A 17773-nucleotide genomic window follows, 5' to 3' on the forward strand; every position below is an offset into this window, starting at 1 on the left:
CACCCTCCTGATACTGCGATATCCTAGCAGGCCGGCGGCCTTGTCGCCGATGGGGAACCCGGACCATAGCCCGGAGTCAAACCGCGCCAAACGACCACCGCTCACTGCCACCAAGGAAGACCCGTGCCGATCGTCCTGCGACTCGCCCTGCTGATCACCCTGCTACTGCCGCTGGGAGCCCAGGCCCAATGGTTCTCCCAGAACGACGACGATGCGCAGTTCCTACCCGTGCATGAAGCCTTTCAGCCAAGCGCCTGGCATGACGGCGAGAGGCTCTTCGTCGGCTTCGAGAATGCCGACGGCTACTATCTCTACCGCCACCAGTTCGACGTCGCGAGCGCGACCGAGGGCCTGACGCTCGGGGAGCCCGATCTGCCCCCGGGCGAGGCCAAGAGCGACGAGTTCCTCGGCGACGTCAACGTCTTCTATGACAGCGTGGTCTTTGAAAGCGCGCTTTCGCCCGGCCACCAGGGCCCGCTGGACCTGACCCTGACCTTCCAGGGCTGCGCCGATGCGGGCCTGTGCTACCCGCCGGAGCGGGTCGAGCTCACCGCTCGGGAGGGCGAGGCGCCGGCCTCTCTCGCCGGCTGGATGCCCGCGGCGCAGGATCCCCAGCGTAGTGCGGTCGCCGACGCGCCGGGTGCCGCCACCGATCCTGCTGCCACGGCCTCTGCCGACGGGCCTTCTGCGGCCAGTGCCGAGGGCTCGTCGATCGCCGCCCCGACGAGCGAGGACGGCCAATTTCGCTCGCTGATGGCAGAGGCCAGCCTGCCGCTGATCCTCGGGCTCTTCTTTCTCGCCGGCCTGGGGCTGACCTTCACGCCCTGCGTGCTGCCCATGGTGCCGATCCTCTCCTCGATCATCGTCGGCCAGCAGCCGACGCGCCCGCGGGCCTTCGCCCTCTCGGCGAGCTACGTGGGCGGCATGGCGCTGACCTACGCCGCCGTGGGCGTGCTGATGGGGCTGTTCGGCGCCGGCCTGAACCTCCAGGCGCGCCTGCAGTCGGCACCGGTGCTGATCACCTTCGCCCTGCTCTTCACGCTGTTCGCCCTGGCCATGTTCGGAGCCTTCAACCTGCGCCTGTCGTCGTCTCTGTCCGGCCGCATCGATGCCTGGCAGGCTCGCGCCCAGCAGAGCGGTCCCGCCGGCCTGGCACTGGCCGGCGCGCTGTCGGTGCTGGTGGTCTCGCCCTGCGTCTCGGCGCCGCTGGCCGGCGCCCTGGTCTTCATTTCCACCACCGGCGATGCGCTGATGGGCGGCGCTGCGCTGCTCGCTCTGGCGCTGGGCATGGGCGTGCCGCTGCTGCTGGTCGGCACCTTCGGCACTACCCTGCTGCCGCGCTCCGGCGCCTGGATGAATGGCGTCAAGGCCGCCTTCGGCATCCTGCTGCTGGGGGTGGCCATCTGGCTCGTCGAGCGCCTGCTGCCGGGCAGCGTTGCCCTGCTGCTGTGGGCGGGCCTCGCCATCGGCAGCGCCCTCTCCCTGGGCGCGCTTACCGTCAACCAGACCCAGGGCTGGCCGCGGGTGCGCCAGGCCGGCGGCCTGATGCTGCTGATCTGGGGCATCGCCCTGGTGATCGGCGCCTCCCGCGGCGGCGATGATCCGCTGCGCCCGCTGGCCGTCACCGCGACGAGCTCGGGCGCCACCACGGCGGGGGCGCTCGCCCCCGCGCAACACATCACCACCGTTGAGGACCTCGAGACGCTGCGTACTACACTGGCGCAGAGCGACGAGCCGGCTTTCGTCAACTTTACTGCCGACTGGTGCATCTCCTGCAAGGTCATGGAGCGCAGCGTCTATCCGGCGCCCGAGGTGGCGGGTCCGCTGAGTCAGTTCCAGCGCATCAACGTCGACGTGACCGCAAGCGACGCCGCCAGCCGCGAGGTGCTCGAGCACTTCGAGCTGTTCGGCCCGCCCAGCCTGCTGTTCTTCAATGACGGTGAGGAACTGCGCGATGCCAGGGTCCAGGGCGAGGTCGATGCCCCCCAGCTCGCCAGCCACCTCGAGGGCGTGCTGGACTGGCTGGCGACACGACGGGGCTGAGCCCGCGGCGCGTGGGAGATCGCACTCGAACAGCGTTCCCCTACGGCTGGACATCCCGGCCGATTTTCGGCAGACTCCGCCTCCACTGCTCCTTCATGGTCAATAGAGGCCGCAAGACACGCTATCTTGCCGGGATCTATTGCAAGTTGGCCGGGGTTGACAGCACCCCGGATCATCACCCCAACCCCACCGGTCGAGAAACGTCATGGATATCCGCAAGGTCAAGAAGCTGATCGAACTGCTCGAAGAGTCCAACATCAGCGAGATCGAGATCCAGGAAGGGGAAGAGTCGGTTCGCATCAGCCGCCACCCCAACGGCACGAGCTGGCAGCAGCCCGCGCCCCAGCCCTACGCGGCCGCGCCACAGCAGGCGCCGCAGGCACCGGCGGCTCCCGCCGAGCCCGCCGCCGCCGCCGAGCCGTCCTATCAGGGCCAGAGCGTCAACTCGCCGATGGTCGGCACCTTCTATCGCTCACCGGCACCGGGCTCCAAGTCCTTCGTGGAAGTCGGCCAGAGCGTCAAGAAAGGCGAGACCATCTGCATCGTCGAGGCGATGAAGATGATGAACCAGATCGAGGCCGATCGCGACGGCGTGATCGAGGCGATCCTGGTCGAGGACGGCGAGCCGGTCGAGTTCGACCAGCCAATGCTCGTCATCGCCTGATCGCCCCCGTCTTCATCACTCATCAACTGGCGGATTCATCATGCTGGACAAGGTTCTGATCGCCAATCGCGGCGAGATCGCCCTGCGCATCCTGCGCGCCTGCAAGGAGCTGGGCATCAAGACGGTGGCGGTCCACTCCACGGCCGACCGTGAACTGATGCACGTACGCCTGGCCGACGAGGCCGTGTGCATCGGCCCGGCCTCTTCGGCGCAGTCCTACCTGAACATTCCGGCGCTGATCAGCGCCGCGGAAGTCACCGACTCCAGCGCCATCCACCCGGGCTACGGCTTCCTCTCCGAGAACGCCAACTTCGCCGAGCAAGTCGAGCGCTCCGGCTTCACCTTCATCGGTCCGCGCGCCGAGACCATTCGCCTGATGGGCGACAAGGTCAGCGCCATCGAATCGATGAAGAAGGCCGGCGTGCCCACGGTGCCCGGCTCCGACGGCCCCCTGGGCGACGACGAGAGCGAGACCCTCGCCGTGGCCCGGCGCATCGGCTATCCGGTGATCATCAAGGCCGCCGCCGGCGGCGGCGGGCGCGGCATGCGCGTGGTGCACACCGAGGCGCACCTGCTCTCGGCGGTCAACGTCACCCGCACCGAGGCCCACTCGGCCTTCGGTGACGGTACCGTCTACATGGAGAAGTTCCTGGAGAACCCGCGCCACGTGGAGATCCAGGTGCTGGCCGACGGCCAGGGCAACGCCATCCACCTCTATGACCGCGACTGCTCGCTGCAGCGTCGCCATCAGAAGGTGATCGAGGAGGCCCCGGCGCCGGGCATCGACGAGACTGCCCGCGCCAAGGTGCTCGAGGCGTGCCGCGAGGCCTGCATCACCATCGGCTACCGCGGCGCCGGCACCTTCGAGTTCCTCTACGAGAACGGCGAATTCTTCTTCATCGAGATGAACACCCGGGTCCAGGTCGAGCACCCCGTCACCGAGATGGTCACCGGCGTGGACATCGTGCGCGAGCAGCTGCGCATCGCTTCGGGCCTGCCGCTCTCGGTCAGCCAGGACCAGGTGGAGCTGAGCGGTCACGCCTTCGAGTGCCGGATCAACGCCGAGGACGCCCGCACCTTCATGCCCTCGCCCGGCCGGGTCACCCTCTATCACCCGCCCGGCGGGCTCGGTGTGCGCATGGACTCCCACGTCTATACGGGCTACTCGGTGCCGCCCCACTACGACTCGCTGATCGGCAAGCTGATCACCTGGGGCGTGGACCGCGAGACGGCGCTGATCCGCATGCGCAACGCCCTTGACGAGCTGCTGGTGGAAGGCATCAAGACCAACACCGACCTGCACAAGGATCTGGTGCGCGACACTCACTTCCAGCAGGGTGGCGTGAACATCCACTATCTGGAGAAGAAGCTGGGCCTCTGAGCCCGTCTCCTCCTGCAAGCGGGGCGGCCATGGCCGCCCCGCTTGCGTTGCCCACTCCCTTTCCCCGCCCCTTCCCGCACCGACCGGAGATCGCCCATGCCCTGGATGCAACTCAAGGCCCGTATCGCCCCCGAGCAGGCCGAGACCCTCGAGGAGCTGCTGCTGGCCGAAGGCGCCACCGCCATCACGCTTCAGGACGCCTTCGACGAGCCGGTCTTCGAGCCGGAGCGCGGCACCACCCCCCTCTGGGACGAGACCGTGCTCACCGGGCTCTATGACGATCTCGAAGGCATGGATGCGATGCTCGACCGTGTGCGCGAGGCCTGGGCCGCTGAGTTCCCCGACGAGCCCTGCCCCGAGGTCGAGGTCGAACTGCTGGCCGACCGCGACTGGGAGCGCGAGTGGATGGCGGACTTCCATCCCCTGCAGATGGGCGAGCGGCTGTGGATCGTGCCGAGCTGGCACGCGCCGCCCGAGCCCGGCGCCGTCAACCTGCATCTCGACCCCGGACTTGCCTTCGGCACCGGCACCCATCCCACCACGGCGCTGTGCCTGGAGTGGCTGGACGGCCTGGCGGTGGCCGGAGAGCTGACCGATACACGCGCCCTCGACGTGGGCTGCGGTTCGGGGATCCTCGCGATCGCCGCCCTCAGGCTCGGTGCTCGGGAGGCCACGGGCACCGATATCGATCCCCAGGCGCTTTCGGCCAGCCGCGACAACGCCGAGCGCAACGGCGTGGCCCAGTCGGCGTTCCGGCTCTGCTACCCCGAGCAGCTCGCGGCGGGCGAGTTCCCGCTGGTCATCGCCAATATCCTCGCCGGCCCGCTAGTGGAACTCGCCGACGAGATCGCCGGCCGCGTCGCCCCGGGCGGCCGCCTGGCGCTCTCGGGCATCCTCGAGGCTCAGGCCGAGGACGTGCTCGAGGCCTACCGCGCCCGAGGGCTGATCATGGAAGAGCCGACGGTGCGCGAGGGCTGGGTGCGGCTGACCGGGCGGCGTTCCGTCGGGCGTCGTTCCGTTGGTCGACGCCCCGCGGCCAACGCCTGATCCCGAAGCCTGCGCCTGGCGGTTCAACAACGCCCGGCGTGGGCGTATGATATGCACCCCTTGTCGCCGACGACCCCCGATCATGCACGACGCTCGCCCCCTGCCCCGCATCGGTCACCATCAACTGCCCAACCGGGTAGTGCTGGCCCCCATGGCCGGGGTCACCGATCGTCCCTTCCGCGCGCTTTGCCGGCGCCTGGGTGCCGGCCTGGTGGTGGGCGAGATGGTCACCTCGGATCCCACCCTGTGGCATACCCGCAAGTCGCGGCTGCGCATGGATCACCGCGGTGAGCCGGGGCCGCGCAGCGTACAGATCGCCGGCGGCGACGCCGAGATGCTCGCCGAGGCGGCCCGGCTGAACGCCGCCATGGGCGCCGAGATCATCGACATCAACATGGGCTGCCCGGCCAAGAAGGTCTGCAACAAGGCCGCCGGCTCGGCGCTGCTGCGCGACGAGGCGCTGGTGGCCGAGATCGTCCAGGCGGTGGTCGCCGCGGTCGAGGTGCCGGTGACGCTGAAGATCCGCACCGGCTGGTGTGCCGAGAGCAACAACGGCGAGCGGGTGGCACGCATCGCCGAGGACGCCGGCATCCAGGCCCTGGCCGTGCACGGCCGCCATCGACAGCAGCGCTATGCCGGCACCGCCGAGTACGACACCATCGCCGCCATCAAGGCCGCGGTGGGCATTCCGGTGTTCGCCAACGGCGATATCGACGGCCCCGAGAAGGCGCGCCGGATCCTCGACTATACTGGGGCGGATGCGGTGATGGTCGGGCGCGGCGCCCAGGGCAACCCCTGGATCTTTCGCGAGATCGACCACTATCTGCGCCATGGCGAGCCGCTGGCTCCCCCGCAGGACGAGGAGCGCGCCGCGGTGCTGCGCGACCACCTCACGGCCCTGCACGACTTCTACGGCGATCACATGGGCGTGCGCATCGCGCGCAAGCATCTCGGCTGGTACCTGGCCGGCGATGCGCGTTTCGACGACGACGGGCGACGAGCCTTGCGAGCCACCTTCAACGGCCTCGAGAGCCCCCGCGCCCAGCACCGCTTCATTGACGAACTCTTTCGCCACGACCCCGCCGCGACGCCGCATCGCGTGGCCCGGGCCGTGGCATCCGACGGAACCCGTGCCGCATGATGAGCAGCCACCCCCTTGATCAGAATCTCGCGCAGTCCGAGTTCGAGTCCCAGACCTCCCGCGAGCTTGCCGAACTGAGCGACACCGTTCACCCGGGCCCCCAGGACGACCGCCCCCTGCGTGAGGCCGTCGAGGCCTCCCTGGCGCGCTACTTCGATCATCTCGACGGTTCCAGCGTCACCGACCTCTACGCCATGGTGATGGCCGAGGTCGAGGCGCCGCTGCTGGCCTCGGTGCTCGAGCACACCCAGGGCAACCAGACGCGTGCCGCCGAGATGCTCGGCCTCAACCGCGGCACGCTGCGCAAGAAGCTCAAGCAGTACGGCCTGATCTGAACGGTCCATCCGGGGAGCCTGCGCGGCTCCCCTCGCGTTTTCGCGCCCCATCGCAACCCGTGTCAGCCTGACCATCGACAGAGAGTGACTCCCATGGCCCAAGCCTCCTCCACCGCGGTCCGCCGCGCCCTGATCAGCGTCTCCGACAAGACCGGCATCGTCGACTTCGCCCGCGGCCTCAGCGAGCACGGCATCGCGCTGCTCTCCACCGGCGGCACCTTCCGCCTGCTCAAGGAGCACGGCATCGAGGTCACCGAGGTGTCCGAGCACACCGGGTTCCCCGAGATCATGGATGGCCGTGTCAAGACGCTGCACCCGACGATCCACGGCGGCATCCTCGGCCGTCGCGGCCAGGACGATGGTGTCATGGAAGAGCACGGCATCGACCCCATCGACATGGTGGTGGTCAACCTCTACCCCTTCGCCCAGACCGTCGCCAAGCCGGACTGCACCCTCACGGATGCCATCGAGAACATCGACATCGGTGGCCCGACCATGGTGCGCGCCTGCGCCAAGAACCACGCCCATACCAGCATCGTGGTGGATGCCGGCGACTACGCTCGAGTGCTCGCCGAAATCGCCTCTGGCGAAGGCGCGGTGAGTGATGCCACCCGCTTCGACCTGGCCGTGAAGGCCTTCGAACATACCGCCGGCTACGACGCCGCCATCGCCGACTACCTCGGCCAGCGGGTTTCCGGCGGCGAGGACGGCTTCCCGCGCACCTATAACCTGCAGTTCGAGAAGAAGCAGGGCATGCGCTACGGCGAGAACCCGCACCAGAAGGCGGCCTTCTACGTCGAGGCGGACGCCAGGGAGGCGAGCGTGGCCACCGCCACCCAGCTCAACGGCAAGGCGCTCTCGTTCAACAACGTCGCCGACACCGATGCCGCCTTCGAGTGCGTCAAGGGCTTCACCGACACCGCCTGCGTGATCGTCAAGCACGCCAACCCCTGCGGCGTGGCGGTGGGTGCCACTGCCCGCGAGGCCTACGACAAGGCCTTCGCCACCGACCCGACCAGCGCCTTCGGCGGCATCATCGCCTTCAACGTGGCGCTTACCGCCGAGACCGCGCGGGCCATCGTCGAGCGCCAGTTCGTCGAGGTGATCATCGCCCCCGGGGTCGAGGACGAGGCGGCGAGCATCGTCGCCGAGAAGAAGAACGTGCGCCTGCTCGACGTCGGCGAGCACTGGCCCGGCGAGCGCGAGCACGCCCACGACATCAAGCGCGTCACCGGCGGCTTGCTGGTCCAGGATCGCGACCTCGGCATGGTCGGCCGCGACGAGCTCACCGTGGTCAGCGAACGTGTACCCAGCGAGCAGGAGATGCGCGACCTGGCCTTCGCCTGGAAGGTGGCCAAGTACGTCAAGTCCAACGCCATCGTCTACGCCAAGGACGGTCAGACCATCGGCGTGGGTGCCGGCCAGATGAGCCGCGTCTACTCGGCCAAGATCGCCGGCATCAAGGCCGCCGACGAGGGACTCTCGGTGCCCGGCTCGGTGATGGCCTCCGACGCCTTCTTCCCCTTCCGTGACGGGATCGACGCCGCCGCCGCCGCCGGCATCGCCGCGGTGATCCAGCCCGGCGGCTCCATGCGCGACCAGGAGGTGATCGACGCCGCCAACGAGGCCGGCATCGCTATGGTCTTCACCGGCATGCGCCACTTCCGCCACTAAACGGAGGGGAAAACGCTGGATCTCGGCCATGCGTCGTTGAAAATCGTCTAGTGCGCTAGCCCGGTTGAAATGCTCATTTGCAACAGCAAACTCCGCTTTCGCGCCGATTTTCGCCTAGCCTGACCATCGCCCAGCCGTTTTCTTAGGTTCCGTATTAAAGAAACACCCCGCCGAGCGCGCTCGGCGGGGTGTTCTTCTTTCAGCTTTCAGGCGCGAAGCGCCGCTCTTCAAGCTTGCAGCTCCGGGCGAAGCCCGGTCAGCCGAGATCGAAGCAGAGATACTTGGTCTCGAGGAACTCGTCGAGGCCCTGATGGCCACCCTCGCGGCCGAGCCCCGAGGCCTTGACCCCGCCGAAGGGCGCCGCGGCGTTGGAGATCAGGCCAGTGTTGATGCCCACCATGCCGTACTCCAGAGCGTCGGCGACCCGCCAGACGCGACCCAGGTCACGCGAATAGAAGTAGGAGGCCAGGCCGTATTCGGTGTCGTTGGCCATTTGGACGGCTTCCTGCTCATCATCGAAGGGGAACACCGCCGCCAGCGGGCCGAAGGTCTCCTCGTGGGCGACCTTCATCTTGTCGTGGGCGAAGCTGATCAGGGTCGGCGAGAAGAAGTTGCCGCCCAGCGGATGCGGATGGCCGCCCAGCAGCAGCTCGGCGCCCTGATCCACGGCGTCGTGGACGTGCTCGCTGACCTTGGCCACCGCCTTGTCGTCGATCAGCGGGCCGATGTTGACGCCGTCACCGGTGCCGTGACCCACCTTGAGCTCGCTGTTCATGGCCACCGCCAGCTTCTCGCAGAAGGCGTTGACCACGCTGGACTGGACCAAGAAGCGGTTGGTACAGACGCAGGTCTGGCCGGCGTTGCGGAACTTGGCGGCCATGGCGCCTTCCACCGCGGCGTCCAGGTCGGCATCCTCGAAGACGATGAAGGGGGCATTGCCGCCCAGCTCCAGTGAGATCTTCTGGATGTGCTGGGAGGCCTGAGCCATCAGCCCGCGACCGACCTCGGTGGAGCCGGTGAAGGTGATCTTGCGCACCAGCGACGATTCGGTCATGGCCGCGGCGATCTCCGAGGCGCGCCCGGGCACCACGTTGAACACACCGCGCGGCACGCCGGCCCGCTCGGCAAGCTTGGCCAGGGCGGTGGCGGAGAACGGCGTCTGGCTGGCCGGCTTGACGACGATGGTGCAGCCCGCGGCCAGTGCCGCGCCGGCCTTGCGGGTGATCATCGCCGCGGGGAAGTTCCAGGGCGTGATGGCCCCCACCACGCCGATCGGCTGCTTGGTGACCACGATCCGCTGGTTGGCCTTGGCGGCCGGCACGGTATCGCCATAGACGCGCCGCGCCTCCTCGGCGAACCAGCGCAGGAAGCTCGCCGCGTAGGCGATCTCGCCCGCCGACTCCTTGAGCGGCTTACCCTGCTCGTAGGTCATGATCATGGCCAGGTCGTCCTGATGCTCCATCATCAGGTCGTGCCACTTCATCAGGATATCGGCACGCTCCAGGGCGGTGAGCGCCTTCCAGGCCGGCAGGGCGGCGTCCGCCGCGTCGATGGCCCGCTCAGTTTCCGCACGCCCCAGGCGCGGCACGTTGCCCATCGACTCGCCGGTGGCCGGGTTGAGCACGTCGATCTGCTCACCGCTGTCGGCGGCGACCCAGCTGCCGTCGATATAGGCGAAGGGGCAATAGAGCTGCGTTTCCTTGAGGGCTTGCATGGTCGTCTCCTGCCGCGATCGCGGCCTCTTGTCGGTTTTCCCCCATGCTAAGCGCAAAGACCCCGGTGCACCAAGCACCGGGGTCTTTTGCCAATCAACGCGGGCTCACTGCGGGCGGCGAGACTCCCGGGAATCGGACAGGGTAATCGACACCGAATCGGAGAAGCGCAGCGCGTGAGGCTTGTCGATCTCCACCTGGGCGGTCAGCACCTGCTGGTGGCCCATGATCAGGTCCAGCACCTCCCGGGTCATGCGCTCGAGCAGCAGGAAGCGACGATCCTCGACCAGGGCGATCACCTCCTTGGTGATGGTCCGATAGTTCAGGGCCTGCTCGATGTGGTTGAATTCGACGGCCTTGTCGGCGCGATAGCGAATCACCGCATTGATCACCACGTCCTGGCGGTTCTTTATCTCGTCATCCTTGATGCCGATGTGCGTGCGCAGGCGCAGGTTCTTGATGCGGATCGTGGCCATGTCGTGGTCGAAGTGCTGATCGTCCAGGGCGTGAATCGGCATATCGAGGCTCCTTGCGGGGAAATCAGCGGCCGTTGACCAGGGTGAGGAATTCCTGGCGGGTGCTCTGCTTCTCGCGGAAGGCGCCGAGCATCACTGAGGAGGTCATGCTGGAGTTCTGCTTCTCCACCCCGCGCATCATCATGCACAGGTGGCGCGCCTCGATCACCACCGCCACGCCCCGGGCCTCGGTCACCTGCTGAACCGCCTCGGCGATCTGGCGGGTCAGGTTCTCCTGGATCTGCATGCGCCGGGCGTACATATCGACGATGCGGGCAAACTTGGAGAGCCCCAGCACCTTGCCGCTGGGCAGGTAGGCGATGTGGCACTTGCCGATGAACGGCAGCAGGTGGTGCTCGCACATGGAGTAAAGCTCGATGTCCTTGACCAGCACCATCTCGTCGGTCTCCGACTCGAACACCGCGCCGTTGATGATCTCCTCGAGCGACTGGCTGTAGCCGCGGTTGAGGAACTGCATCGCCTTGGCGGCGCGCTTGGGCGTGTCGCGCAAGCCCTCTCGGTCGGGGTTCTCGCCCAGTTCGTGAATGATGTGGCGGTAATGGTTGGCGAGTTCTTCGGTCATGGTCAGGCCCCGTGGCAGAGTCGGTGTCCGGCGTGTCGATGGTGGATAGCCCGGCCATCATGGTTGTATCGTGTACAGAAGATATACAACATCCACATTCTGTACAACAAAAGAATCCAGGAACCCACATTCTAGCGCATGACGACCATCGACGCAGGGTAGCGTCGGGCCGGCCAGTGACATCGTGTCGCGCCTCCCCCCATCCCCGAGGGCTGCCGGGTCTGCCGGCCTGTGATAGGCTTATGCCTGCTTCATGCTGCGCCCAAATCACCCTCGAGAGCCCGACATGATCAAGACCCCTGCCTCTCTGCTGATGGCCGCTGCCCTAACGGTGCCGAGCCTGGCCATGAGCGACACCCTCGAACTGCCAATAGATGCGACCCTCGACGTCCAGGTCATCGAGACCCTGACGCTTACCGCCCAGGAACCAGCGCACGACGACCTGATCATTCACCCGGTCGCTGGCGGCAGTGCCTCCCACTCCCTGCCGGAATACTGCGTGGTGGTCGGCAACGCCCGTCTCGACGGTGAGCGCATCCGCCTGACCACCCAGGCCCTGACCTGCATCGAGACCGACGGCAGCGAGAGCGAGATCTACAGCGGCGAACTTTCCGCCGCCGCCTATGGCGCCGACGGCGATTTCGGCATCCCCGCCTGCCAGGGTGGCGAATGCCGCCTGCCCCCGCAGCAGACCTTCCAGCTGCGCCTGGCCAGCGACCTGGCCATCGAGCAGCAGGATAATCCGGCGGCCGAGATCAACGCCCAGCGCCGCCAGGGCGAGGGCACTGCCAACCCGACGCCCGCCGAGACCGGTCCCGCTGACGACTGAGCGTCGACTCTTTCGTAACGTGCTTTCGTACCGTGCTTTCGCGACGTGCTTGCTCGACTCGCTCCCGCGATATGCTGCAGGACGCACCCCGCGGGGTGCGTCCTGCATTAACGCCCTTCTCTCCTTCTCTCCTTCGTCCATCTTCCTCTCGGGCCAGCACGCCCTCAGGCCAGCCAGCGCGGCGCCGCTTCGAGCACCTGGCGCTGCTGTTCCAGCAGGCGCAGATGGCCATCCCAGTAGCCGGCATCGGCAAGCCAGGGAAAGGCTAGCGGGAAGGCCGGGTCCTCCCAGCGATCCACCAGCCAGGCGCTGTGGCGCAGCAGGCGCAGGGTGCGCAGCGGCTCCACCAGGGCGAGCTCGCCACGCTCGAAGTCGCGGTGCTGCTCGTAGCCCTCGAGCACCTCGGAAAGCTGCATCTGACGCTCTCCCTCCTCCTGGGCGGTGAACAGCATCCACAGATCCTGGATGGCGGGCGCCATCAGGCAGTCGTCGAAATCGACCAGGGCGAAGTGCTCATCGCGACCAAGCACGTTGCCGATATGACAGTCGCCCTGCACGCGGATCATCTGGCCGAGATCCTGGGCATGGGCGGCGAGCCGTGCATGCAGCGCGTCGCAGAGGCGCCGGTAGGCCGGACGTTGGCGGCGATCCAGCCAGCGGCTCGCCAGCACCTTGTCGCGGGCCTCCAGCACCATGCCGTCGAGATCAAGCGAGCGACGATGCGCGAAGCGCCCCCGCTCGCCCACCGCATGGACCGCGCCGATCAGCTCGCCGAGGGCGAACAGGTGAGTCGGGTTCTCCAGCTCCGGCGCCTGGCCCGGCAGGTGCGGGAAGAGCGTGAAGCGAAAGCCCTCGGCGCGATGCAGGCTCTCGCCCGCCGCGTCTCGCCAGGGGGCGGCCACGGCCACCTTGGCCTCGGCGAGTTCGGCCAGGAAGGCGTGCTCTTCGCGGATCTGGGCATCCGTCCAGCGCTCGGGGCGATAGAACTTCACCACCCAGCGGCGGCGCTCGTCGTCGTGCACCAGGAAGACCCGGTTCTCGTAGCTGTTCAGGGTGAAGGGCTCCCCGGGCAGCCAGAAACCGAGCGACTCCACCGCCGCCACGACCCTGGCGGGCGAGAGATCGGCGAAGGGATGGGGTCTGGTCTCCATGGAAGGCTCCGGCAGGGGTAAAGGGAAACACTCTACCAGAGCCCGGATCAGCGGTCGTGGAGGGGCGTGCGCGCCACCGCCCAGGCCTCCACCTCGCGAGCGCCGGCACGGCGACAGGCCACGGCCAGCGCCTCCAGGGTCGCCCCCGTGGTGACGACGTCGTCGACCAGCGCCACCCGCCCGGGCAGTGTCGCCGGTACAACAAAGGCCGCGCGCAGATTCTTGCGCCGCTCGCCGCGGTCCAGGCCGCGCTGGCTGGGCGTGTCCCGCAGGCGCTGGGCGCTTACCAGCGGGCAGCCGAGCCGTAAAGCAAGGCGCCGGGAGAGCCACAGCGCCTGGTCGAAGCCGCGTCCCCGCGCGCGGCGCGGATGCAGCGGCACCGCCACCAGCGCCTCGGGCCAGGCCCTGGCATCCGCCGAGAGCCGCGTCATCAGCAGCTCGAGCAGCAGGCTCCCGGCCCGCGGCGAGGCGTCGAACTTGAAGCGCTGCACCAGGCCGGCCACCTCATTGGTGTAGCGCAGCGGCACCCTGGCCCGGTCGAACGTTGGGGGACGACGCAGGCAGCGCCCGCAGCGCAGCCCCGCCTGGGCCGGGGGCTGCGGCTCACCGCAGCCATCACAGGCCGGCAGGTTCCAGGGCAGCTCCGCGAAGCAGGCCGCGCACCATGGCGCCTCTCCCGGCAATGCCGCCAGGCAGAACGCGCAGCGACCGGGCAGGGCCCGGCGCAGCCAGCCGTCAACTCCACTCACTCCGCCGGTTGACATGCCCGCCGCAGGCCGTAGGCTATCCGTCAACCTCGATATCCACGACCAGTTGACCATAAGCGAGCCCGCCATGCCTGCTGCGCCCCAAGAATCCCGCCCCGACTCCCTGACCCTAGCCACACGAAGCGAGGTCCGCCACGACTGGTCGCTCGAGGAGATCGAGGCGCTGTTCGCCCTGCCCTTCAACGACCTGCTGTTTCGCGCCCAGCAGGTGCACCGGGCCCACTTCGAGGCCAACGCCGTGCAGGTCTCCACCCTGCTCTCCATCAAGACCGGCGCCTGCCCCGAGGACTGCAAGTACTGCCCGCAGTCGGGCCATTACAACACCGGGCTCGGCAAGGAGAAGCTGCTCGAGATCGAGAAGGTCGTCGAGCAGGCGCGCGCCGCACGCGAGGCCGGCGCCAGCCGCTTCTGCATGGGCGCAGCCTGGAAGAGCCCGCGGGAGCGCGACCTCGAGGTGGTGCTGGAGATGGTGCGCCGGGTCAAGGAGCTGGGGCTCGAGACCTGCATGACGCTCGGCATGGTCGACACCGACCAGGCGGGCCGGCTGGCCGAGGCCGGCCTGGACTACTACAACCATAACCTCGACACCTCGCCGGACTACTACGGCGAGATCATCACCACGCGCACCTATGCCGACCGCCTGGAGACCCTGGGCAACGTGCGCGAGGCGGGGATGAAGGTCTGCTCGGGGGGGATCCTCGGCATGGGCGAGGCGCCCCGCGATCGCGCCGCCCTGCTACAGCAGCTGGTCAAGCTCGAGCCGCATCCCGAGTCAGTGCCGATCAACATGCTGGTCAAGGTGCCCGGCACGCCGCTGGAAAACGTCGAAGACCTCGACCCCATCGAGTACATCCGCGCCATCGCCGTGGCCCGACTCCTGATGCCGAAGAGCCACGTGCGTCTCTCCGCCGGCCGCGAGCAGATGGACGATTCCACCCAGGCGCTGGCCTTCTTGGCCGGGGCCAACTCGATCTTCTACGGCGACACCCTGCTGACCACCGGCAACCCCCAGGTGGAGAAGGACCGCGCGCTCTTCGACCGGCTGGGCCTGCACCCCGAGCGCCGTGAAACCTGCACCGACGAGGCGGGCCAGCAGGCCGCCCTGACGGCCGCTCTGGAAGCCAATGCAGTGCGTCAGGCCGCGGCGGCGCAGGAGAGCGCGGCCGGCCGGCTCGCCTACGACGCCGCCCAAGCCTGACCCGCATGTCGGCTGTGAACCCTATGTCGGATGCCTGGACCAGCCACCTCAGCGCGCGGGCCGCCGCGCAGCGTGACGGCGGCCGCTGGCGTGCGCGCCGCACCCACCACCCCCGCGGGCCGCTTCGCGACTTCGCCGGAAACGACTACCTGGGCCTGGCGCGGGATCCGCGCCTCGCCGAGGCGCAGGCCGAGGGCGCGCGCCGTGATGGCGCCGGGGCCGGAGCCTCGCACCTGGTCAGCGGTCACCTGGCGGTTCACGAGGCGCTCGAGCAGCGCCTGGCCGAGCTGACCGGGCGCCCGGCGGCGCTGCTCTTCTCCACCGGCTACATGGCCAACCTTGGCACCTTGCAGGCGCTCTGCGACGGCGAGACCCGGCTCTACCAGGACCGCCTGAACCACGCCTCGCTGCTCGACGGCGGCCGACTCTCGGGGGCCCGTTCGCGGCGCTTCCATCACAGTGACCTGGACGATCTCGAGCGGCTGCTCGCCCGTGCGCCGGCCGACGGGCGCCGCCTGGTGGTCAGCGACGGGGTGTTCAGCATGGACGGCGACGTGGCCGACGTCGCCGGGCTCGCCGAGACCTGCGCCCTCCACGACGCCTGGCTGATGATCGACGACGCCCACGGGCTTGGCGTGCTGGGCGAGCACGGCGACGGCTGCGCGGGCCGGGCTGTTGGTCCCGAGCGCGTGCCGGTGCTGGTCGGCACCCTGGGCAAGGCGCTGGGCTCCGCCGGCGCCTTCGTGGCCGGCAGCCAGGCGCTGATCGATCACCTGATCCAGTTCGCCCGCCCCTACGTCTACACCACTGCCCAGCCGCCCGGGGTGGCCGCCGCCACCCTCGAGGCGCTGAACCTGCTCGAGGCCGAACCCGAGCGGCGCATGCGCCTGGCCGAGCGGATCGCGCGCTTTCGCGCCGAGGCCGCCCGGCTCGGGCTCGCGCTCTCGCCCTCCACCACGCCCATCCAGCCCCTGGTGCTGGGCGACAGCGAGCGCGTGATGCGCTGGGCGGCCCGGCTGCGCGAACGCGGGATCCTGGTCGGCGCCATCCGCGAGCCCACCGTGCCCCGCGGCGAGGCGCGGCTGCGCATCACCCTGAGCGCGGCCCACACCGACGAGGATCTCGAGGCGCTGCTCGAGGCCCTGGCCGCGCTGCACGCCGCGGAGGTGTCGGCATGAGGCCGCTGGTGCTGCTCTCCGGCTGGGGCTGCGATGCGCGCATCTGGCGACCGCTGGCGGCGCACTGGCCCAATCGGCGTGAGGCCGGCTTAAAGGTCTCGACTCCCGACTGGCCCGGCTACGCGACCCGCCCCGCCCTGGACGACCCCGAGAACCTCGCCGGGCTAGCCGAGGCGATGGCCGCCGACCTGCCGGAAGACGCCGTCTGGGTGGGCTGGTCGCTGGGCGGCCTGCTCGCCGCGGCCCTGCTCGACCACCTGCCCACCCCCCGCGGCCTGGTGCTGCTCGGCATGGGTGCGCATTTCTGCCATCCCGACGGCGTCTCGCACGAAGACCTCGCGACCTTTCGCACCGCCTTCCGCCGCGACCCGGCGACGACGCGAGCCCACTTCCTGCGCTGGCAGCTGCGCGGTGAGCCCTCGCCGCGGGCGGCCCATCGCCAACTGCTCGAGCTGCTCGGCCCCGAACCCGCCGCCCCGTCGGCGACCCTGGCCGCGGGGCTCGGCCAGCTGGCCCGGCTCGACCATCGCCACTCCCTGGCCGCCCCGCCCTGCCCGATCTGGCGAATCGTCGGGGAGCACGACCCCCTGCTGCCCCCGTCGGACCGCGACGCGGCCGACGTTCGCCTCGCTGACGCGGGCCACTGCCCGATGCTCAGCCAGCCACGCGCCCTGGCGGAGTGCCTGGCCGCCATCGCCGAGGAGCGAGCGCCATGATGGCTCTTCCAGAACCCCTGGCGGACGCGCCTCGCCGCGCCACGCCGCCCTTGATAGAACAGGCATCGGCCGAACAGGCCGGCTGGCGGGGACGCGTCGCTCGCGCCTTCTCCCGGGCCGCCCCGCAGTATGCCGAGCGGGCCAGCGCCCAGCGGGCCATGGCCGCGTCGCTGCTGGCGCGGCTTCCCGAGCGAGCCGGGGCGGTACTGGATCTCGGCTGCGGCCCGGGGGAGACGGCCGCCGGGCTCAAGGCGCGCTACGGTGCGGACTGCCGCGTGATCGGGCTCGACCTCGCCCCGGGGATGCTCGACGAGGCCCGCCGGACCCACGGCGACCCCGTGCGCTGGCTGTGTGGCGATGCTGCCGTCCTGCCGCTGAGTGAGGCGAGCCTGGACCTGGTGGTCTCCAACCTGGCGATCCAGTGGTGCCCGGACCTCGCGTCCGTGCTCGCCGAGGTGCGACGCGTGCTGCGCCCCGGCGGTCGCGCCCTGATCAACACCCTCGCCCCCGGCACCCTGGCCGAGGTGAACCACGCCTGGTCGCACCCCGAGCGCCCGGCCGCCCTGCTCGCCTTCCGCGACGCCGGCGAGCATCGCCGCGCGGCCCGAGCGGCGGGCTTTCGCCGCGTCGACTGCCGCGAGGTCGCCGCGCGCTTTCACTATCCCGACCTCGCCGCGGTCATGGCCTCGATCAAGGGCGTCGGGGCCCAGGTCGCGCGGCCCGGTGCCCGGCTGACGCGAGCCGACCTGGCCCGGGCGGCGCGGCGCTTCGAAGCGCTGCGCGAGCCCGAGGGGCTGCCCGTCACCTACCGCCTGCTGACCCTGGAGCTCTCGACCTGA

17 protein-coding genes are annotated in these 17773 nt (G+C 69.2%); 12 read left to right on the plus strand and 5 right to left on the minus strand.

All coding sequences use genetic code 11. The annotated features are described in order from the left end of the window. Positions 1 to 123: 123 nt before the first annotated feature. The 7 genes from dsbD to purH all read left to right on the plus strand — a co-directional run bounded on the left by dsbD (position 124) and on the right by purH (position 8285). Positions 124 to 2043, plus strand: a complete 1920-nt coding sequence (gene dsbD / locus RSO68_RS03330; protein ID WP_315585429.1) for a protein-disulfide reductase DsbD — start codon at positions 124 to 126, stop codon at positions 2041 to 2043. A 205-nt stretch (positions 2044 to 2248) separates the two neighbouring features. Continuing rightward, entirely contained in the window at positions 2249 to 2707 is a 459-nt protein-coding gene (gene accB / locus RSO68_RS03335) for an acetyl-CoA carboxylase biotin carboxyl carrier protein (RefSeq protein ID WP_089849724.1), read from the plus strand. 40 nt (positions 2708 to 2747) lie between these two features. Continuing rightward, positions 2748 to 4088: an acetyl-CoA carboxylase biotin carboxylase subunit gene (gene accC, locus RSO68_RS03340; protein WP_089849722.1), complete on the plus strand. Its 1341-nt coding sequence runs from the start codon at positions 2748 to 2750 to the stop codon at positions 4086 to 4088. Between the two features lie 96 nt (positions 4089 to 4184). Beyond that, positions 4185 to 5135 (plus strand): 50S ribosomal protein L11 methyltransferase, encoded by a 951-nt coding sequence (prmA, locus tag RSO68_RS03345; protein ID WP_315585430.1) that lies wholly within the window; start codon positions 4185 to 4187, stop codon positions 5133 to 5135. 82 nt (positions 5136 to 5217) lie between these two features. Then, entirely contained in the window at positions 5218 to 6276 is a 1059-nt protein-coding gene (dusB, locus tag RSO68_RS03350; protein WP_315585431.1) for a tRNA dihydrouridine synthase DusB, read from the plus strand. Beyond that, entirely contained in the window at positions 6273 to 6611 is a 339-nt protein-coding gene (gene fis / locus RSO68_RS03355) for a DNA-binding transcriptional regulator Fis (RefSeq protein WP_089849713.1), read from the plus strand. Before dusB ends, fis begins: the two co-directional genes overlap by 4 nt. Before the next feature lie 93 nt (positions 6612 to 6704). Next, the gene (purH, locus tag RSO68_RS03360) at positions 6705 to 8285 is read left to right on the plus strand and encodes a bifunctional phosphoribosylaminoimidazolecarboxamide formyltransferase/IMP cyclohydrolase (RefSeq protein WP_315585432.1); all 1581 of its coding nucleotides are present in this window, start codon (positions 6705 to 6707) and stop codon (positions 8283 to 8285) included. Positions 8286 to 8541: 256 nt separating this feature from the next. Here purH and RSO68_RS03365 read toward each other — a convergent pair whose 3' ends face one another. The 3 genes from RSO68_RS03365 to folE all read right to left on the minus strand — a co-directional run bounded on the left by RSO68_RS03365 (position 8542) and on the right by folE (position 11095). After that, entirely contained in the window at positions 8542 to 9999 is a 1458-nt protein-coding gene (locus RSO68_RS03365; protein ID WP_089849707.1) for an NAD-dependent succinate-semialdehyde dehydrogenase, read from the minus strand. A gap of 105 nt (positions 10000 to 10104) precedes the next feature. Continuing rightward, positions 10105 to 10515, minus strand: a complete 411-nt coding sequence (gene folX / locus RSO68_RS03370) for a dihydroneopterin triphosphate 2'-epimerase (RefSeq protein ID WP_175535072.1) — start codon at positions 10513 to 10515, stop codon at positions 10105 to 10107. 22 nt (positions 10516 to 10537) lie between these two features. Beyond that, positions 10538 to 11095, minus strand: coding sequence for a GTP cyclohydrolase I FolE (folE, locus tag RSO68_RS03375; protein WP_089849705.1), 558 nt, complete (start codon positions 11093 to 11095; stop codon positions 10538 to 10540). A gap of 286 nt (positions 11096 to 11381) precedes the next feature. On the opposite strand from folE, the gene RSO68_RS03380 reads away from it, so the two are divergent. Further along, positions 11382 to 11924, plus strand: coding sequence for a hypothetical protein (locus tag RSO68_RS03380; protein WP_315585433.1), 543 nt, complete (start codon positions 11382 to 11384; stop codon positions 11922 to 11924). Between the two features lie 164 nt (positions 11925 to 12088). Here the strand turns inward: RSO68_RS03380 and RSO68_RS03385 are convergent, their stop codons facing one another. Both RSO68_RS03385 and RSO68_RS03390 read right to left on the minus strand, forming a co-directional pair. Beyond that, positions 12089 to 13075 (minus strand): serine/threonine protein kinase, encoded by a 987-nt coding sequence (locus tag RSO68_RS03385; RefSeq protein WP_315585434.1) that lies wholly within the window; start codon positions 13073 to 13075, stop codon positions 12089 to 12091. Positions 13076 to 13122: 47 nt separating this feature from the next. Continuing rightward, complete coding sequence (locus tag RSO68_RS03390) at positions 13123 to 13824, minus strand: ComF family protein (RefSeq protein ID WP_245781523.1); 702 nt, start codon at positions 13822 to 13824, stop codon at positions 13123 to 13125. Between the two features lie 85 nt (positions 13825 to 13909). Between RSO68_RS03390 and bioB the strand changes: the two genes are divergently transcribed. Genes bioB through RSO68_RS03410 form a run of 4 tightly spaced genes read left to right on the plus strand, consistent with a single transcriptional unit; the run spans position 13910 to position 17773 of the window. Next, the gene (gene bioB, locus RSO68_RS03395; protein ID WP_315585435.1) at positions 13910 to 15040 is read left to right on the plus strand and encodes a biotin synthase BioB; all 1131 of its coding nucleotides are present in this window, start codon (positions 13910 to 13912) and stop codon (positions 15038 to 15040) included. A gap of 23 nt (positions 15041 to 15063) precedes the next feature. Continuing rightward, complete coding sequence (gene bioF, locus RSO68_RS03400) at positions 15064 to 16218, plus strand: 8-amino-7-oxononanoate synthase (protein ID WP_315585436.1); 1155 nt, start codon at positions 15064 to 15066, stop codon at positions 16216 to 16218. Beyond that, on the plus strand, positions 16215 to 16934 hold the full coding sequence (locus RSO68_RS03405; RefSeq protein WP_315585437.1) for an alpha/beta fold hydrolase: 720 nt from the start codon (positions 16215 to 16217) through the stop codon (positions 16932 to 16934). The genes bioF and RSO68_RS03405 overlap by 4 nt, the downstream gene beginning before the upstream one ends. After that, positions 16931 to 17773 (plus strand): methyltransferase domain-containing protein, encoded by an 843-nt coding sequence (locus tag RSO68_RS03410; protein WP_315585438.1) that lies wholly within the window; start codon positions 16931 to 16933, stop codon positions 17771 to 17773. Before RSO68_RS03405 ends, RSO68_RS03410 begins: the two co-directional genes overlap by 4 nt.

Source organism: Halomonas saccharevitans (genome assembly GCF_032333995.1).
GTDB lineage: Bacteria > Pseudomonadota > Gammaproteobacteria > Pseudomonadales > Halomonadaceae > Halomonas > Halomonas saccharevitans.